17 protein-coding genes are annotated in these 16,484 nt (G+C 66.5%); 7 read left to right on the forward strand and 10 right to left on the reverse strand.

Annotated features, from left to right (window positions below; all coding sequences use genetic code 11):
- Nucleotides 1–3: 3 nt before the first annotated feature.
- The 5 genes from D3H54_RS24805 to D3H54_RS24825 all read right to left on the reverse strand — a co-directional run bounded on the left by D3H54_RS24805 (nucleotide 4) and on the right by D3H54_RS24825 (nucleotide 4,736).
- Entirely contained in the window at nucleotides 4–1,212 is a 1,209-nt protein-coding gene (locus D3H54_RS24805; protein ID WP_149382093.1) for an amidohydrolase family protein, read from the reverse strand.
- 13 nt (nucleotides 1,213–1,225) lie between these two features.
- Nucleotides 1,226–2,068 (reverse strand): enoyl-CoA hydratase, encoded by an 843-nt coding sequence (locus D3H54_RS24810; RefSeq protein WP_149382094.1) that lies wholly within the window; start codon nucleotides 2,066–2,068, stop codon nucleotides 1,226–1,228.
- Nucleotides 2,069–2,146: 78 nt separating this feature from the next.
- Nucleotides 2,147–3,154, reverse strand: coding sequence for a dihydrodipicolinate synthase family protein (locus D3H54_RS24815; RefSeq protein WP_149382096.1), 1,008 nt, complete (start codon nucleotides 3,152–3,154; stop codon nucleotides 2,147–2,149).
- Between the two features lie 9 nt (nucleotides 3,155–3,163).
- Nucleotides 3,164–3,961, reverse strand: coding sequence for an SDR family NAD(P)-dependent oxidoreductase (locus D3H54_RS24820; protein ID WP_149382098.1), 798 nt, complete (start codon nucleotides 3,959–3,961; stop codon nucleotides 3,164–3,166).
- Nucleotides 3,962–3,974: 13 nt separating this feature from the next.
- Nucleotides 3,975–4,736 carry a crotonase/enoyl-CoA hydratase family protein gene (locus D3H54_RS24825; protein WP_210419590.1) on the reverse strand — a complete coding sequence of 254 codons (762 nt, stop codon included), beginning with the start codon at nucleotides 4,734–4,736 and terminating at the stop codon, nucleotides 3,975–3,977.
- A gap of 163 nt (nucleotides 4,737–4,899) precedes the next feature.
- Here D3H54_RS24825 and D3H54_RS24830 point away from each other — a divergent pair, with 163 nt between their 5' ends.
- On the forward strand, nucleotides 4,900–5,637 hold the full coding sequence (locus D3H54_RS24830) for a TetR/AcrR family transcriptional regulator (protein WP_149382102.1): 738 nt from the start codon (nucleotides 4,900–4,902) through the stop codon (nucleotides 5,635–5,637).
- 11 nt (nucleotides 5,638–5,648) lie between these two features.
- On the opposite strand, the gene D3H54_RS24835 is transcribed toward D3H54_RS24830, so the two are convergent.
- The 3 genes from D3H54_RS24835 to D3H54_RS24845 form a co-directional block, all read right to left on the reverse strand.
- Complete coding sequence (locus D3H54_RS24835; RefSeq protein WP_149382104.1) at nucleotides 5,649–6,824, reverse strand: thiolase family protein; 1,176 nt, start codon at nucleotides 6,822–6,824, stop codon at nucleotides 5,649–5,651.
- 88 nt (nucleotides 6,825–6,912) lie between these two features.
- The gene (locus D3H54_RS24840; protein ID WP_149382106.1) at nucleotides 6,913–7,791 is read right to left on the reverse strand and encodes an enoyl-CoA hydratase/isomerase family protein; all 879 of its coding nucleotides are present in this window, start codon (nucleotides 7,789–7,791) and stop codon (nucleotides 6,913–6,915) included.
- A 10-nt stretch (nucleotides 7,792–7,801) separates the two neighbouring features.
- Nucleotides 7,802–8,575: a FadR/GntR family transcriptional regulator gene (locus tag D3H54_RS24845; RefSeq protein ID WP_149382107.1), complete on the reverse strand. Its 774-nt coding sequence runs from the start codon at nucleotides 8,573–8,575 to the stop codon at nucleotides 7,802–7,804.
- 91 nt (nucleotides 8,576–8,666) lie between these two features.
- Here D3H54_RS24845 and D3H54_RS24850 point away from each other — a divergent pair, with 91 nt between their 5' ends.
- From D3H54_RS24850 to D3H54_RS24875, 6 genes are read left to right on the forward strand one after another with little or no spacing between them, the layout of a single operon-like run.
- The gene (locus D3H54_RS24850) at nucleotides 8,667–9,479 is read left to right on the forward strand and encodes an enoyl-CoA hydratase/isomerase family protein (RefSeq protein ID WP_149382109.1); all 813 of its coding nucleotides are present in this window, start codon (nucleotides 8,667–8,669) and stop codon (nucleotides 9,477–9,479) included.
- A gap of 17 nt (nucleotides 9,480–9,496) precedes the next feature.
- Entirely contained in the window at nucleotides 9,497–10,309 is an 813-nt protein-coding gene (locus tag D3H54_RS24855) for an enoyl-CoA hydratase/isomerase family protein (protein ID WP_149382111.1), read from the forward strand.
- Nucleotides 10,300–11,091, forward strand: a complete 792-nt coding sequence (locus D3H54_RS24860; RefSeq protein WP_149383725.1) for an enoyl-CoA hydratase/isomerase family protein — start codon at nucleotides 10,300–10,302, stop codon at nucleotides 11,089–11,091. The genes D3H54_RS24855 and D3H54_RS24860 overlap by 10 nt, the downstream gene beginning before the upstream one ends.
- The gene (locus D3H54_RS24865; RefSeq protein ID WP_149382113.1) at nucleotides 11,091–12,542 is read left to right on the forward strand and encodes a class I adenylate-forming enzyme family protein; all 1,452 of its coding nucleotides are present in this window, start codon (nucleotides 11,091–11,093) and stop codon (nucleotides 12,540–12,542) included. Before D3H54_RS24860 ends, D3H54_RS24865 begins: the two co-directional genes overlap by 1 nt.
- Complete coding sequence (locus D3H54_RS24870) at nucleotides 12,532–14,001, forward strand: class I adenylate-forming enzyme family protein (protein WP_149382115.1); 1,470 nt, start codon at nucleotides 12,532–12,534, stop codon at nucleotides 13,999–14,001. Before D3H54_RS24865 ends, D3H54_RS24870 begins: the two co-directional genes overlap by 11 nt.
- Nucleotides 14,002–14,012: 11 nt before the next feature.
- A complete protein-coding gene (locus tag D3H54_RS24875) occupies nucleotides 14,013–14,621 on the forward strand; it encodes a maleylpyruvate isomerase N-terminal domain-containing protein (RefSeq protein WP_149382117.1) in 609 nt (202 codons plus the stop codon).
- Here the strand turns inward: D3H54_RS24875 and D3H54_RS24880 are convergent.
- Both D3H54_RS24880 and D3H54_RS24885 read right to left on the reverse strand, forming a co-directional pair.
- Nucleotides 14,606–15,289, reverse strand: a complete 684-nt coding sequence (locus D3H54_RS24880) for a GntR family transcriptional regulator (protein WP_149382119.1) — start codon at nucleotides 15,287–15,289, stop codon at nucleotides 14,606–14,608. The two genes, D3H54_RS24875 and D3H54_RS24880, sit on opposite strands and share 16 nt — an antisense overlap.
- Before the next feature lies 1 nt (nucleotide 15,290).
- A complete protein-coding gene (locus D3H54_RS24885; RefSeq protein WP_149382121.1) occupies nucleotides 15,291–16,484 on the reverse strand; it encodes an acyl-CoA dehydrogenase family protein in 1,194 nt (397 codons plus the stop codon).

Here is a 16,484-nt window from a genome sequence, read left to right on the forward strand (position 1 = left end):
GGGTCAGACCCTTGACGGCACGGAGACACCGAGCAGGTCCAAGGCGTTGTCTCGCATCACCTTCCGGGTGTCTTCGGCGCTGAACTCGGGGAACTGCGGGATGTCGGCGGTGAAGCTCATCGGGTCGGCCAGACCCTCGCCGTGCGGCCAGTCCGAGCCGAACAGGATCTTGTCCACACCGATCGTGTCGGCGAGCAGCTTGACGTCGTCCTCGTAGTACGGGGCGATCCAGACGTTGTTCTTCAGCTGCGCGACCGGATCCTCCTTGAAGTGGTACGGCGCGTTGTTGGCGGCCTTCTTCAACCGCTTGATCAACCGGTAGACGAAGTAGGAGCCGTTCTCGATGCTCGCCACCTTGAGCTTGGGGTGTCGGGTGAAGACCTGGTGCACGATCATCGACGCCATCGAGTCGTGAATCGCGCGGTCGTCGAGCAGCACGGTGTCGAGTGGATCACGCTTGCCGAAACCCTCGAAGGTTCCGGTACCACCCCACAGTGCCGAAATCGCAAGGTAGCCACTGTCGGACAGGTGGAAGACCACCGGTACGTCCGCTTCGGCCAGCCGGGCCCACACCGGGTCGTGCAGCGGATCGCCGAGCGAGCGTGGCTTGACCCGCCCCGGCACCGGCGCCGGCCGCACGCAGACGATCTTGGCGCCGCGGCTCAGCACGAACTCCACCTCGGCCGCCGCCGCATCCGGGTCGGCCAGCGAGATGATCGGTGCCGAAAGGAACCGGTGGTCGGGACGGTCGAAACCCCAGTCCTCGTCGAGCCACAGGTTGAAGGCGTGCACCGAGGCCATCGTCGCCTCGATGTCGCGCTTGAGCGCCTCCTCGACCCCGCACGCGAAAGTCGGCAGCATGAACACGGTTTCGAGGTTCTGCTTGTCCAGGACCTTTACCCGCGCGTCCCGATTCTGATATTCGGGGTGGTCGGCCAGCCGGTCGACCTTCATCAGCGACCCCGGGTCGACGCCGTCGGGGATCTCGCCACGGAACAACAAGTCCAGGCATCCCGGCTCGATGATCGGGTCGAACGTCGGGTTTGGAATGAACTGGTTGACGACGCCGCCCATGACCGCGAAGGTGCGCTTGCCCTCGGTCAGCATCTGCACGCCACGGCGCTTGAACTCCTTGGGCAGATGCCGGGTAAATGAATCGATCGGCTCGTAGTAGTGGTTATCGACGTCAATCGCCCTGTAGTCCAAAGTCATCGGTGTCGTCCTCTCACGTCAGGGGCGGGAAGTTCGGCGGCCGCTTCTCGAAGAACGCGGTGATGCCCTCGATGAAATCGGGGCGTTGCATGGACTCGTGCATCAGCGCCTCGGCCCGCCCGCTGGCGTCCTGCGCGTCGCGCAGCGCGTCGCCATAGACCTGACGCTTGATGACGGCCAGCGAGTTCGGAGCGCAGTTGGCGGCGATGTCTTGCGCGTATTCGATTGCGCGGCTGAGTAATTCGTCCGGTGGGACGACTTCCTTGACCATGCCGAGTTCGAGGGCCTCCTCGGCGTAGAACACCCGGCCGCTCATCAGCAGGTCCAGCGCGGCCCCCCACCCGACGACCTTGGGCAGGATCCACGAGATGCCGTATTCGGCGATGAGGCCGCGGCGGACGAACGAGGTGCTGAACTTGGCCCCGGCCGCAGCGAAGCGGATGTCACACATCAGGGCCTGGGTCAGCCCGATGCCGGCGCAGGCGCCGTTGATCGCGGCGATCACAGGCTTGCTCACGGTGGTGACGAACAGCGGATGCCGCTCGCCCACCATCTTGGTCAGGTCCGCCTCGCCGGCACTGTCGACGGTGGCGGAACTGATCGATGACAGGTCGCCCATATCGGCCCCAGCACAGAAGGCACGCCCGCTGCCGGTCACCACGATCGCGCGAACAGCCGAGTCGGCCTCGGCGGCGTCCATACCCGCATAGAAACCGGCGGCCAGCCCACCGCCCCAGCCGTTCATCCGCTCGGGACGGTTGAACGTCAGGACCGCGACACCGCTGTCGAGCACCTCGTAGAGAACGGGCGTGGCCGCAGCGGGATTCGCGGTGACATCTGCGCGAGTGTCGGTCACCTAGGGGTACCTCCAGGAATGGCTCGCCAACATGCGGGAATGTCCATACTGTACACCTATCGGTATCGCCTTCCGCAATCAGCGTTCGATGAGACCGAGCCGCTGGTAAGCCTTCTCGATCTGAGCCTTTCCAGCCTCGGGCACTTCGGTCTGCGGCGGGCGCGAATGCGGATAGTCGCCGATCGGCAATCCCAGTAGTGATGCGGCGTATTTGAATGCGCCAGCCCAGTGGGTGAAGTAGTCGGGACGGCCCGGGTAGCAGGTGAACCAGTTGCCCATGTCGATCCCGAACTGATCCAGCCCCGACTTCTCGGCGTAGTCCATCGCCTCGACGAGTTTGTCGGCCCAGACCAGCGCCCAGTATTCGGAGATGATCGGCCGCTGCGGCGTCTCGTTCAGATAACCCGCGGTCCCCAGCTGGGCAGGGCCGACGATCCCGGCTCGCAACCAGCCCGCGCGGTACACCGTGAGATCGCATTCCCAGATCACCAGGCCCGGCGCCAGCTCGTGCAGCAGCCGGGTATTACCCGGCCGGAAGGCACCCTCCTTCGTCGCGCACACCGCGGCAATCTCGGCATAGATGCGTGCCCCCTCCGCGGGCGTCAGCACGTATCCCGACGATGGCGAGTTGAACATGCCGAGCGCGATATCGGTGCGATCGGCGACGTAGCGAAAGAAGCGCAGCACGCCCTCACCACCGTGGGTTTCCATCATCGGCGTCTGGATATAGGCGATGTCGGCGCCTGCTTCCTGGGCATGCACAGTCAGCTCGACACAGTCCTTGGCCGCCGTGGCCGCAGTGCAGGCCTGGATCACGACATCCGGGTTTGCCCGCCGGCCCTCCTCGATTGCGATCTCCAGCAACCGCTTTCGCTCGTCAAGGGTCAGCGACCAGAACTCGGCGATACCGCTGGTGCACCACAGCATCGGGTGCTTGAGCTCCCCGACGCAGTACCTTACCAATGCCCGATAGGCGTCCCAGTCAATGTCGTCACCGTCGGTTCCGGTGAACGGTGTGTAGAGGCTGTCGCCGATACCGTGCAGTCCCGTGCGTGCCCAGTCCCGGGCGTCGCGCGCTGTGGCCATCACTGCCCCTCAGGTGAAGTCGGATCCGCCGTCGACGTTTATGTTGGCGCCGGTCATATACGAGTTGCGTTTGGAGGCAAGGAAGGCCACGACGGGGCCGATCTCGTCGGGCAACCCGGCACGCGGCAGATGCGCCGGATGGCCGAAATGCTCGTCGATGGCAGCCATCAGCGCATAGGGATCGTTGCCGTCGACACCGACCGACTCGGCCCAGCCGGTGAGCGCTTCGGAGGCGATGCTGCCCGGTGACACGACGTTGACCAGGATCTCGTCGGGCGCGAGGTGCAACGAGAGGTTCTTGGAGACGCTGGTGACCATGGCCTTGGCCGCGGTGTAGGCCGCGAGCCGCGCGCTCTGGCGTTGCGTGGACTGGGCGGCGAAGTTGACGATGCGGGCCCACTCAGCGGCGCGTAGCAGCGGAAGTGCCGCGCGCACACAGCGCACCATCCCGAGCGCGCCCTCGTCGATCGCCCTACGCCACTGGTCATCGGTCAGATCGTCGAAAGTGCCTTGCACACTTGGCCCTACAGCGTTGATGAGAATGTTGAGCTGCCCACCCCAGCGACCCCCGATGTGATCGAAGGCGCGCTGAACCTGCGCGTCGTCGCCGGTGTCGGCCACCAATGCCAGCGCATCCGGGCTGCCCCGTCCAGCCAGCTCATCGGCTGCGGCGTCGAGCACCGCCGCGGTGCGGCCGATCAGCGCGACCCGGGCGCCGTCGTCGGCCAGGCATCGTGCGGCGGCGAACCCCATTCCGCGCCCGCCGCCGACCACGACGGCGGTGGCGTCACCGAGCCCGAGATCCATGGCCGGCCTGGCTTTACGTGCCGGTCCAATTCGGCGCGCGCTTCTCTGCGAATGCGACGGCACCTTCGCGGGCGTCGTTGGAGGAGAACACCGGAATGATGAGCTCCATCTGCTTCTTCCACATTTCCGCCTGGCTCCAGTCGGCGGATTGCAGCAGCACGTCCTTGGTCGCGGCGACCGCCAGCGGGCCGTTGGCGCTGATCTTCCCGGCCAACTCGATCGCCCCGGCCAGCGCCCCGCCGGGTTCGGTGAGGATGTTGACGAAGCCCCACGCCTCGCCCTGTTCGGCGGTGAAGGTCTCGCCGGTCAAGGCCAACTCGAACGCCTTCTGATACGGGATGCGGTGCGGCAGGCGGAGCAGTCCGCCGCCGGCCGCCACCAGGCCGCGCTTGACCTCGGGGATCCCGAACCTGGCTGTTGTCGAGGCGACCACCAGGTCGGTGCCCAGAACGACCTCGGTCCCGCCGGCGACCGCGAAGCCCTCGACCGCGGCGATCAGCGGTTTGCGCGGCGGGCGCTCGGTGAACCCGATCCCCCGACCGGGGATGGCCACGGCCTCGCCGGCCGCGAATGCCTTGAGATCCATCCCGGAGCAGAAGTTTCCGCCCGCGCCGGTGACCACCCCGACGGTCAGGTCGGGGTCGTTGTCGAGCTCGTCGACCGCGTCGGCAAGTCCTTGGCTCACAGCGAGATTCACCGCGTTGCGGGCCTCGGGGCGGTTGATCGTGATGACCAGTATCCGGCCTTGGCGCTCCCGCAGCACTGCGTCCGACACCCGCGGCTCCTCCATGTTGGTTCGCTGGTATCGGTAAAACCTACTATAGGCTTTACAGTAACGGGAAGAGACCGACGGATCCGGAGCGGGGACGAGGCTTCACACACCACTTTCGGGGTAAGGTTTCCACCCGCTGATTCTCGAACGGAAGGGTGGACCTGCAGTGGCCAAGCCAGCGACCGCCGCCAAGCGGCCCCGGCGCGAGCGTGGGTCGATCAATCCCGACGACATCATCGCGGGCGCCTTCGAACTCGCCGAGCAGGTGTCGATCGACAATCTGAGCATGCCCCTGCTGGGCAAGCACCTCGGCGTCGGAGTCACCAGTATCTACTGGTACTTCCGCAAGAAGGACGACCTGCTCAATGCGATGACCGACCGCGCACTGGGCCAGTACGTGTTCGCCACGCCGTATGTCGAGGCCGCCGACTGGCGCGAGACCCTGGCCAACCACGCGCGGACGATGCGAAAGACGTTCATGGGCAACCCGATCCTGTGCGATCTGATCCTGATCCGCTCCGCGCTGAGCCCCCGCGCGGTGCGGGCAGGCGAGCAGGCAGTCGAGAAGGCGATCACCAGCCTGGTCGAGGCCGGCCTGTCCGCGGAAGACGCGTTCGACACTTACTCCGCGGTCTCGGTGCACGTTCGCGGTTCGGTTGTGCTTCACCGGCTTTATGAGAAGAACCGGGCCGCCGACGAGGATGCCCACAAGCTCGAGGACGCGATCATCGGCAACGCCGAGAGCACCCCGCTGCTTGCCAAGGTCAGTGCCGAGGGGCACCGCATCGGCGGCGCCGACGAGCGCAACTTCGAATTCGGCCTCGAGTGCATCCTCGACCACGCTGCGGCGCTCATCGAGGAAGGCAAGAAGTCCTCCGCGCCGAAGTCTCGCCGAAAGGGCTAGGCCCCCGCGAACTAGACCTCGATGACGACCGCGCCGCCCTGACCGCCGCCCGCGCACATCGCCGCGACACCGATGCCGCCGCCGCGACGGCGGAGCTCGTAGATCAAGGTGGTGATCATCCGGGCGCCGGACGCCGCGATCGGGTGGCCGAGGCTGCAGCCGCTGCCGGAGAAGTTCACCAGCTCTTCGTCGATGCCGTACTCCTTGCAGGCCGCGATCGGCACCGAGGCGAAGGCCTCGTTGATCTCCCACAACGTGACGTCAGACGGCGTGAGGCCGGCCCGATCCAGAACCCGGCCGATCACCCGGACGCCGCCGAGACCGGTGTCGCGCGGGGCAACGCCCACCGCACCCCAGGCCTTCACGGTTGCCAGCACGTCGAGCTTCTCGGCGTCGGCGTACCCACGCTCGACCAGCCCGACCGCCGCACACGCGTCGTTGGTCCCACTGCTGTTACCCGCCGTGATCGAGAAGCCCTCGATCTCGGGGTGCAGCACCTTGAGGCCGGCGAGCTTCTCGGCGGTGGTGTCGCGGCGGGGATGCTCGTCGACGCTGAAGTCGATCACCGAACCGTCGAACTGCTCGACCTTGAGCGGGATGATCTCGTCGAGGAACTTGCCCGCATCCTGCGCTGCCACCGCGCGCTGGTGCGACCGCGCGGCCCACGCGTCCATCTCCTCGCGACTGATGCCCGCCGCCTGCGCGGTGTTCCAGCCGACGGTGATGGACATGTCCTTGGCCGGGGCATCCGGGGTCTCGACGTGGGTCGGCGGCATCCACCGCTCCTCGAACTTGAGCTCGGGACCGGGGATGCGCCAATTGGTCAGCGGCGTCATCGACAGCGATTGCACACCGCCGGCGATCAGCGCACGCTCCATACCGGAACCGATCTGCGCCGCCGCGTTGCCGATGGCGGTCAGGCTGCCCGCGCAGTGCCGGTTCACCGACTGGCCGGGGACGTGCTCGAGGCCGGTCGCGGTGGCCGCGTACCGGGCGAGGTCGCCGCCGCCGTAATGGGATTCGGCGAAGATGATGTCGTCGATGTCGGCGGGGTTGATCCCGGAGCGCCGGACGACCTCGGGCAGCACCGTGGTGATCAGTGTTTCGGGCGGGGTGTTGACCAGCGTCCCCTTGAACGAACGACCGATCGCCGTCCGGACGGCACCGACAATGACTGGTTCGGGCATGACGACCTCACTTCGACGTTGCGACGTTACCCTCAGGCAACGTTACAAAACTAGCAGAATGTGTAGCGCTGACGGTAAGTGGTACACGTCACTGCGGCTCGGGCACATGGAAATGCTCGTCACGAAGCCGGAACGCCTCTTTGGTGCCGACCTGCGCGCGGGTCTTGACGAAATTGAACTCCCCCGGTGCGAACTGCAGGTTGGTGCCGTACGCGTGGAACAGATAGCTGGCCACTTCTTCGCCCTGGTAGGCCTGGCTCTGTTCGACCAGCCGGAAGGCCTCCTTGGCGATGACCACACCGTCGGCCGGCATCTTGGCCGCCTTCTCGGCCCAGTACCGGGCCCGCGCCGTCACCGAGCCGGCGTCGCACGTGTCGGTGAAGACGCCGAGATGCTCGACGTCGGCGGCGGTGATCGTGTCACCCGTCAGCAACAGCCGCCGGGCCAGCACCGGGCCGAGTCGGTGGAAGAACATGTGCAGGCTGCCGAGCGCGGGCCCGAGAAACCGGGTGGCCGGCATCCCGATCTTGGTGTCACGGGCGATGACCGAGATGTCCGTCATCAACGCCATCTCGAAACCGCCGCCGAGCGCGTACCCGCTGATCTCGCCGACCGTGACCTTCGGAAAGCCCATCAGGTTGTGGTAGAAGCCGAATGACTTGCGGTCCACCGTGAGTCGGCGGCGCTGACTGGGGCGGCGCCCGGAGGAGGACGTCTGCTCCTCCGCCTTGTCGCCGTACCACCCGTAGGCATTGTTCATGTTCGCACCCGTCGAGAACACACCCTCGGCACCGCGCAACAGCACGACCGTGATGTCGTCGTCCTCCGCGACGGCATCCAGGCAGCGGCCGACCGTTTCGCGCATCGCCGCGTCGTAGGAGTTGCGTTGGGCCGGGTTGTTCAGCGTGATGGTCGCGATGCGACTCTCGCGATCCACCTCGAACAGCACGCGGTCGTCGTCGGTCATGGTCGGTTCCTCACCTGCGGTCCGGATTCGAAATGAGCTTGGCCTCAATGGTTCTGTCCCGGCCGAAGGCCAGGGTGTTGCGGCGCGCGGCGGCCAGATGGTCCTGGGCAAGCCGCACCGCGCGATCGGCGTTGCCGTCCCGTATCGCGGCCAGCATCTTCTGGTGGTCGCTGAGCGCGGCCCGCATGGTCGCCTGTCGCATCGGGTCCGGTTCGTCGCTCCATACCGAGGACTCGTGGGCCGACCAGATCAGCTCGAGCGACCCGATCAGCAGAATCATCGGCTCATTGCCACATCGGGAGACCAGTGCCTCGTGAAAGCGACGGGCATTGGGAACGTACTGCGAGGTGTCGTCGAATTGCTCTTCCTGACGGTCGATTTCGGCCTGCAGGTACGGCACAACCTCGCTCATACGGTCTTCCCGGGCGGCACACATCCCCGCACAGATCGGCTCCAGATGCATCAGCGCCCCACTGACGTCGGCCGGGGTGGAGGACCGCGACTGCAGCACCATGCTGATCATGTGGGCGGTGCGGTCGGCCGACGGCAGATGCACCACGGCACCGCCCACGTTGCCGCGCCGCACCGACACCAGACCGTCGACCTCGAGGATGTGGATCGCCTCGCGCAGCGCGGGCGGGCTGACGCCGAACTCGGTGAACAGACTCTCCTGGGAGGGTAGGACGTCACCTTCCCGCAGCCGGCCGGAGAGGATGTCGTCGCGCAGCCGCGACGCGACGATGTCGGCGACGCGGGGCTGACGGATACGCGGAGCGGCTGCCATCGACTCCCCCCGTCACACCATCCTTGCCATCTTGTACAAGATAGCACTACTGTTGGGCTATCTGTAAAGTCGGCGAAGGGCGGAGTTTTCGGTGGGTGACGAGGCCCGATCGGCCGACGGAGTGGTGACGACATCACGCGATGGCGCGGTGCTGCACATCCTGCTCGATCGACCTGGTCGCCGTAATTCCCTGAGCCCCAGCATGATCGACTCGCTCAACAACGCACTGGTCGCCGCGGCCAGCGACGAGGAGCTGCGGGCGGTGCATCTGAGCGGGGCCGGGCCGGACTTCTGCGCCGGAGTGGACTGGGTCGGCTCCAACAGCGGCGGGCAGCGCCCCCGCACCGGCGATCTGGTCCGCCGCATCCCGCATACCGCGCACCGCGCCATCGAACTCATCCACACGCTGCACCTGCCGGTCGTGTGCACGGTGCGCGGCTGGGCCGCAGGCATGGGCTGCAACCTGGCGCTGGCAGCGGACTTCACGGTGGCGGCCGCCGATGCCGTGTTCTGGGAACCGTTTGTGGCCCGCGGCTTCAGCCCGGACTCGGGCGCGACGTGGCTGTTGCCGCGGCTGGTGGGTGTCGCCCGCGCCAAGGAGATGCTGCTGCTCGGCGAAAAGGTCGAGGCTGCGACGGCCGAGCAGTGGGGCCTGATCCACCGCAGCGTCGAGGAGTCCGACCTCGAGGACACCGTTTCCGCCCTGCTGGACCGGCTGGCATCCGGTCCGACGGTCGCGATCGGTTTGGCCAAGCAGGCCATCAACCACAGCCAGCACGCCACCCTGAACCAGGCCATGACCCAGGAGTTGTTCAACCTCGAACTGTCCTGCCGGACATCGGACTTCAAAGAAGGTCTGGCGGCTTTTCGGGAGAAGCGCACACCCGGCTTCACCGGGCGATGAGAGATGAGGAAGCACTGATGTCGGCACAGTCGTACGCCACCATCGGCTACGAGGTCACCGGCCACACGGCAACGATCACGTTGAACCGGCCCGAGGCGCTCAATGCGCTGAGCCCACACATGATCACCGAACTGCGCAGCGCCTACGACCGCGCGGAGAACGACGACAACGTCTGGTTGTCGATCGTCACCGGCACGGGGCGCGCGTTCTGTACCGGAGCCGACGTCAAGGAGATTCCCGAAGACGGCAAGGTGATCGACGAGCGGCCCTATCTGTCCACCTACGACCAGTGGGAGGCGCCGCAGGAAGGAACCCCGCCGTTCCGGCGGATGGCCAAGCCGGTGATCGTGGCGATCAACGGAATCTGTTGTGGCGCAGGCCTGGACTGGGTGACCACCGGTGACATCGTGATCGCCTCGGACCAAGCGACATTCTTCGACCCGCACGTGTCGATCGGTCTGGTGGCGGGCCGCGAGATGGTACGGCTGGCCAGGGTGTTGCCCCGTACCGTGGCGTTACGGATGGCGATGATGGGCAAGCATGAGCGCATGGACGCTGCCCGTGCCTACGAGCTGGGACTGATCACCGAGATCGTCGAACATGACCGGCTCCTCGAGCGGGCCCACGAGATCGCCGAGATCGTGACCCGCAACGCGCCGTTGGCGGTTCGCGGCACCCGCTTGGCGATCATCAAGGGACGGGAGATCCCGATGCACGAGGCCGAGATGCTCGCCGAGGCCTTCCGGGAGCGCAATCTGCACACCGAAGACTCTCTCGAAGGCCCCAAGGCCTTCGTCGAGAAGCGCGCACCTGAATGGCAATGCCGATGACCGCCGCATTCGAGACCATCCTGCTCGACTTCGACCGGACCGATCACGTCGCCACCATCACCCTGAACCGCCCAGACCAGCTCAACGCGTTCAACCGAACCATGTGCGAAGAAGTCGCCGCCGCATGGCGAATCGTGAAGAACGACAACGCCATCAACGCGGTGGTCCTGCGCGCTGCCGGCGAACGGGCCTTCAGCGCGGGATTGGACATCAAAACTCCGTACGGCCAGCCGCAGAATGTGTGGAATCACGAAGACCCGGGCGAACTGCTCAGCCCGAAGTGGCAGAAGATGTGGAAGCCCGTCGTGTGTGCGGTGCACGGCATGTGCACCGCGGGGGCGTTCTACTTCGTCAACGAGTCCGATGTGGTGATCTGCTCGCAGGACGCGACATTCTTCGACTCCCATGTCAGCGCGGGTCTGGTGTGTGCGCTCGAGCCGATCGGCCTGATGCGCAAGATCGGGCTCGGTGAGTCACTTCGAATCGCACTGATGGGCAATGACGAACGGGTCAGCGCCGACACCGCACTGCGCATCGGTCTGGTGTCAGAGGTCGTCAAGCCCGACGATCTCTGGTCGCGGGCCCACGAGATCGCCGCCACCATCGCCGCCAAGCCACCGTCGGCCACCCAGGGGACGGTCAAGGCGATCTGGGAGTCACTGGACAAGCCGTATCGCGCGGCCATGGAGCAGAACCTGATCTACACCCGGCTGGGCAATCCATTGGGTCAGGCCGAGCTGGCCGAGCAGGAGAAGACCCGGATCGTTCCGAAGGTGCGGTAATGCACGCGCTGAGCCGCCGGATCAGCGACGTCCTGGGGCTGGACCCCGAGGCCCGCGCGATCGAATACGACGGCCACTGGTACACCTGGCGGCAGCTCGCGGACGCGAGTGGGCGAATCGCCTCGGTCGTGCGACCCGGCACCGACGTGGGAATCCTGCTGCGCAACAGCCCCGCTCATGTGGCCGCACTGCTCGGGGTGCTCGCGGCCGGCGGCTGCGTCGTCGTCATCAACCCGTCGCGCGGCGACGAGCGGATCAGGGCCGATATCGCCACGTTGACCCTGCCGGTGATCGTCGGCACCGACGACGACATCACGCTGCTGGTACAACCGGCCGATACCACCACGGTGGTGTCGATCGGCAATGGCGACGCCGCTCCGCGGATCCGGCCCGGAGCGCCCACCGATCCCGGCTCGGGACAGGTGGCGGTCCGGATGCTGACCAGCGGCACCACCGGACCGCCCAAACGCGTCGACCTCACCTACGACATGCTGGCGGTCTCGGTGATCGGCACCGACGTCACGACAGCGACCGCACCGACGGCGGTCTCCGGCGGCGTCGCGATCGTCAACGCGCCGCTGGTGCACATCGGCGGGGTGTATCGGGTTCTGCAATGTACCTGCGCGGCACGGCCGTTCGTGCTCCTGCCGCGCTTTGAGCTGGCCGCCTGGGCCGAGGCGGTTCGCCGCTACTCCCCCAAGGCGGTGTCGCTGGTACCCGCGGCGCTGCGGATGGTGCTGCACTCCGACCTGGGGCCCGACGACCTCGCCGGGGTCCGGGCTGTCACGTCCGGCACCGCACCGTTGTCGGCCGACGATGCCGATGCCTTTACCGCAAAGTTCGGTGTCCCGGTGCTGACGTCCTATGCGGCAACCGAATTCGGTGGCGGCGTCGCCGGCTGGACGCTGGCCGATCACCGGAAGTATTGGACGTCCAAGCGCGGCAGCGTAGGCCGGGCCAGCCTGGGTGCCGAGCTGCGGGTGGTGTCCGACGACGGGATGCCGCTCCGCACGGGAGAGGTCGGACTGTTGGAGGTGAAGCCGGGCCAACTCGGGCGCGACGCCCCGTGGGTGCGCACCACCGACCTGGCACGCATCGACACCGACGGGTTCCTGTGGATCCTGGGCCGAGCCGATCAGGCCATCATCCGAGGCGGCTTCAAAGTGCTGCCCGACGACGTGCGGGCGGCGCTGGAAGCTCACCCCGTCGTGCTCGGCGCATCGGTGGTGGGCAGGGCCGACGAACGCCTCGGCGAGACACCGGTCGCGATGGTCGAGCTGCGCGACGGCGAGTCGGTCACCGACGCCGAGCTGGTCGAGTACCTGCGGACCCGGCTGGCGCCCTACGAAATCCCGTCGGAAATTGCGATAGTCGAGGCGATCCCGCGTACACCGTCCGGCAAGGCGGATCTGAGTGCGGTTCGGCAACACTTCACCGGCCGTGACCACTGACACCGTAGGACGGCTCCTGCGCCATCAGGCCGCCGCACGCGGCGACCATCGCCTGCTGGTGTGCGATGCCGAACGGCTCACCTACCGCGAGGCCGAGGAACGCTCCGCCCGGCTGGCCCGCGGACTGATCGCCTTGGGCGCGCGCAAGGGTACCCACGTCGGGGTGCTGTATCCCAACGGCACGCAGTTCGTGGTCGCGGCGCTCGCCGCGGCGCGCATCGGCTGCGTCGTGGTACCGATCTCGACCTTCTCGACCGGTGCCGAGCTGGAAACCCAGCTCGTCCACAGCGACACCGAGATCCTGCTCACCGCAAGCTCTTTCCGCGGTCACGACTACGCCGCCCGGCTCCGGGACGTGACCGCACCGCGGCTGCGACATGTGGTGTTCAACAACGACATCGCCGCGATGGCTGAGCCGGCAGCCTCCGACGATGACGGCGACGGCCGCGACCCACTGGTGATCGTCTACACGTCGGGATCCACCGGAGCCGCGAAGGGTGTGGTGCTCACCCACGAGGCGCTGCTGGGACATCAGCGCAACCTCAACGAGATTCGCGGTCTGACCGCGCAGGACATCCTGTTCTGCAACTCACCGTTCTTCTGGATCGGTGGTTTCGGCTTCGGCCTGTTGGCGACCATGATCGCGGGGGCGACGCTGGTGTGTTCCAACGCCACCGACGCCGGCGAAGTTCTCGATCTGCTCGAGGAGGTGCGGCCCACGATCACCAACGGATTCGCGGCCGGCATAGCGCATCTGGCGCGTCATGAGAGCTTTGCGCGGCGAGATCTGTCGTCGATGCGGCGCGGCAACCTTTATCCGATCATGGCTCCCGATGTCCGGCCCCGCGATCCGGAGCTGCGGCACAACATGCTGGGCCTGACCGAGGCCGGCAGTGTGCTGTTGCTCAGCGGAGACGAGACCGACCAGCCCGAACATCGCCGTGGGTCGTTTGGTAAACCCGCACCCGGTTTCGAAACCACGATCGTCGACGGGGAGCTGTGGATCCGCGGCCGGTATCTGATGGAGGGCTATTACAAGCGCAGCCGCGACGAGTGCTTCGACGCCGACGGATGGTTTCACACCGGCGATCTGGTCCGCACCGATGCCGACGGCTTCTTCTACTTCCTCGGCAGGCGCGGTTCGATGATCAAAACCGCCGGCGCCAATGTGTTTCCGGCCGAGGTGGAGAAGGCGATTTCCCGCGCGACCGGTGGGCTGGTCGCCCACGTGATCGGTGTCCCCGATCCGGGACGCGGCCAGATCGTCGCCGCGGCGGTGGTCACCGCGGATGCCGGCGCGTTCGACGCCGACGCGTTGCGATTGAACCTCAAGGCCGAACTGTCGTCGTACAAGATCCCGCGACGCGTCCTGGCACTGACTCCCGACCAGCTGCCCCTGATGTCCAGCGGCAAGATCGATGTGCGCCGCCTGCGTGAGCTGCTGAGAGCACAGGCGTAACTTCTAGGTCCATGACGCTGCAGGCACATGTCGAGACGTTCCGCCGGGCCGGTGATCACGCCGTGTCGGTGGCCGAGCAGGTCGGGCCCGACCAGTGGGATTCGCCCGCGCTCGGGACGTGGTCGGTGCGCACGCTCGTCGGACACATCGGCCGATCCTTCACCACCCTGATCGACTACTCGGACCGAACGGCCGAGCGGCTGGACATCGCCGACTCCGCCGAGTACTACCTCGCGATCGCCCCGCTGCTCACCGACTCCTCGCAGATCGATGCACGCGCCGTCCAGGCCGGGCTGGCACTGGGTGAGCGTCCACTGGACACCCTGCGCGAACTTCAGGATCGCGCAGCCGCCGTACTCGCCACCGAGGATCGGGTCATTCAATCCATCGCCGGGGGTATGCGGCTTTCGGACTATCTGCCGACGCGGATCTTCGAACTCGGGTTGCACAGCATCGATCTGGCGCGCGCCATCGGAGCGCCCGAGGCCCTCCCGCCCGAGGTCGCCGACAGCATCCTTGCCCTCTCTGTCGCCGTCGCCCAGCGCCGTGGCGACAGCCTGGAACTGCTGTGCTCCCTCACCGGACGCGGTACCCTCGCGCCGGGCTATTCCATCGTCTGAAACCGCTGCGCCACACCCTGTTTGACAAGGTGCTCGATCAGCGGTCCCGCTCCCGCCGCCAGGTGGTCCGACATCGCGGCGCGGGCCCGCTCCTCGTCATGAGATGTGAGCGCGGCCAGGATGCGCTCGTGGTCGGCCACCGACTTCGCCGGCCAGCCCTCGATGGTGGGGAACACCGATTCCGGTGCGTACCGGGTGATCTGAGACATCAACTGGGCGAGCTTGGGCGACTGCGCCGCGACGTTGATGGCGCGATGGAATTCATGGTTGAGCCGGACCGCGCGGGAATCATCGGCAGCATAGGCGGCGACCAGCTCGTCGTGAATCGACGACAACACCGCAAGTTGGTCGTCGGTGATGTTCACCGCGGCCCGCGCGGCCAGTTCACCGCCGACGTAGGCCTGCAGGTTCGAGACATCGGTGATGTCCCGGTCGGTGAACGGCAGCACGACGAAGCCACGCCGCGGCAGCTGATCCAGCAGACCCTCACCACGCAGCTCGAACAGGGCCTCCCGGACCGGCGTGACGCTGATGCCGAGCTCGGCGGCCAACTGATCCAGCCGGATGTACTCACCGGCGGGGTAGGTGCCGTTGAAGATCCGGGTCCGGACGAAGCGCGCGACATCCTCCGCCAGCTGCGGGCGCGGCACGAAATCCGGTGCGCTCATGTCAGATCCGGTAGTCGGCGAGCAGCCGCTTGCTGATGATGTTCTTCTGGATTTCGCTGGTGCCCTCGCCGATGAGCAGGAACGGTGCGTCACGCATCAGCCGCTCGATCTCGTACTCCTTGGAGTATCCGTACCCGCCGTGGATGCGGAAGCTCTGCTGGGTGACCTCCGCGCAGAACTCGCTGGCGAGATACTTGGCCATTCCGGCCGCGACGTCATTGCGCTCGCCGGAGTCCTTCAGCCGCGCGGCGTTGACCATCATCAGATGCGCGGCCTCGACTTTGGTGGCCATCTCGGCCAGCTGGAACGCGATGGCCTGATGCTCGGCGATCGGCTTGCCGAACGTGCTGCGCTGCTGGGCATATCGGACGGCCAGCTCGAATGCGCGGATGCCGACACCGCAGGCCCTGGCCGACACGTTGACCCGGCCGACCTCGACACCGTCCATCATCTGGAAGAAGCCCTGCCCGGGCTTGGCGCCCAGAACGTCATCAGCGCTGGCGAGATAGCCGTCGAAGATCAGCTCGGTGGTGTCGATGCCCTTGTAGCCGAGCTTGTCGAGCTTGCCGGGGATCGTGAGCCCCGGTGCGACTTCGCCGAAACCGGAGGGCTTTTCGATCAGGAACGCGGTCAGGTTACGGTGCGGCTTGTCAGCTCCCTCGTCGGTGCGCACCAGCGCCGCCACCAGAGTCGAGCTGCCGCCGTTGGTCAGCCACATCTTCTGGCCGTCGATGGTGTACGTGCCGTCGCCGTTGTTCTTCGCCTTGGTTCGGATCGCGGCGACATCGGAACCCAGCTCGGGCTCTGACATCGAGAACGCACCGCGGATCTCGCCGGTGGCCATCCTGGGCAGGAAGCGCTGCTTCTGCTCATCGGTGCCGTGCTGGCGGATCATGTAGGCCACGATGAAGTGGGTGTTGATCACCCCGGAGACGCTCATCCAGCCGCGAGCCAGCTCCTCGACGCACAGCGCGTAGGTGAGCAGCGACTCCCCCAGCCCGCCGTACTCCTCGGGGATCATCAGTCCGAACAGACCCATCTCCCGCATCTGATCGACGATGGCCTGCGGGTAGGTGTCGGCGTGCTCGAGCTCCTGGGCGTTGGGAATGATCTCTTTGTCGACGAATTGCCGCACCGTGGAGACGATCTCGGCCTGGACCTCGGTCAGGCCGAGGGTCTGAGCAATACGGGTCAT

The organism is Mycobacterium sp. ELW1 (genome assembly GCF_008329905.1).
In the GTDB taxonomy this organism is placed as follows: domain Bacteria; phylum Actinomycetota; class Actinomycetes; order Mycobacteriales; family Mycobacteriaceae; genus Mycobacterium.

Coding starts and splice junctions, on each gene's coding strand:
- D3H54_RS24840 (WP_149382106.1), bottom strand. CDS start 7,791: ATGACCGACGACGACCGCGTGCTGTTCGAGGTGGATCGCGAGAGTCGC.
- D3H54_RS24845 (WP_149382107.1), bottom strand. CDS start 8,575: ATGGCAGCCGCTCCGCGTATCCGTCAGCCCCGCGTCGCCGACATCGTC.
- D3H54_RS24860 (WP_149383725.1), top strand. CDS start 10,300: ATGCCGATGACCGCCGCATTCGAGACCATCCTGCTCGACTTCGACCGG.
- D3H54_RS24880 (WP_149382119.1), bottom strand. CDS start 15,289: ATGAGCGCACCGGATTTCGTGCCGCGCCCGCAGCTGGCGGAGGATGTC.
- D3H54_RS24875 (WP_149382117.1), top strand. CDS start 14,013: ATGACGCTGCAGGCACATGTCGAGACGTTCCGCCGGGCCGGTGATCAC.
- D3H54_RS24885 (WP_149382121.1), bottom strand. CDS start 16,484: ATGACCCGTATTGCTCAGACCCTCGGCCTGACCGAGGTCCAGGCCGAG.
- D3H54_RS24865 (WP_149382113.1), top strand. CDS start 11,091: ATGCACGCGCTGAGCCGCCGGATCAGCGACGTCCTGGGGCTGGACCCC.
- D3H54_RS24820 (WP_149382098.1), bottom strand. CDS start 3,961: ATGGATCTCGGGCTCGGTGACGCCACCGCCGTCGTGGTCGGCGGCGGG.
- D3H54_RS24805 (WP_149382093.1), bottom strand. CDS start 1,212: ATGACTTTGGACTACAGGGCGATTGACGTCGATAACCACTACTACGAG.
- D3H54_RS24835 (WP_149382104.1), bottom strand. CDS start 6,824: ATGCCCGAACCAGTCATTGTCGGTGCCGTCCGGACGGCGATCGGTCGT.
- D3H54_RS24815 (WP_149382096.1), bottom strand. CDS start 3,154: ATGGCCACAGCGCGCGACGCCCGGGACTGGGCACGCACGGGACTGCAC.
- D3H54_RS24855 (WP_149382111.1), top strand. CDS start 9,497: ATGTCGGCACAGTCGTACGCCACCATCGGCTACGAGGTCACCGGCCAC.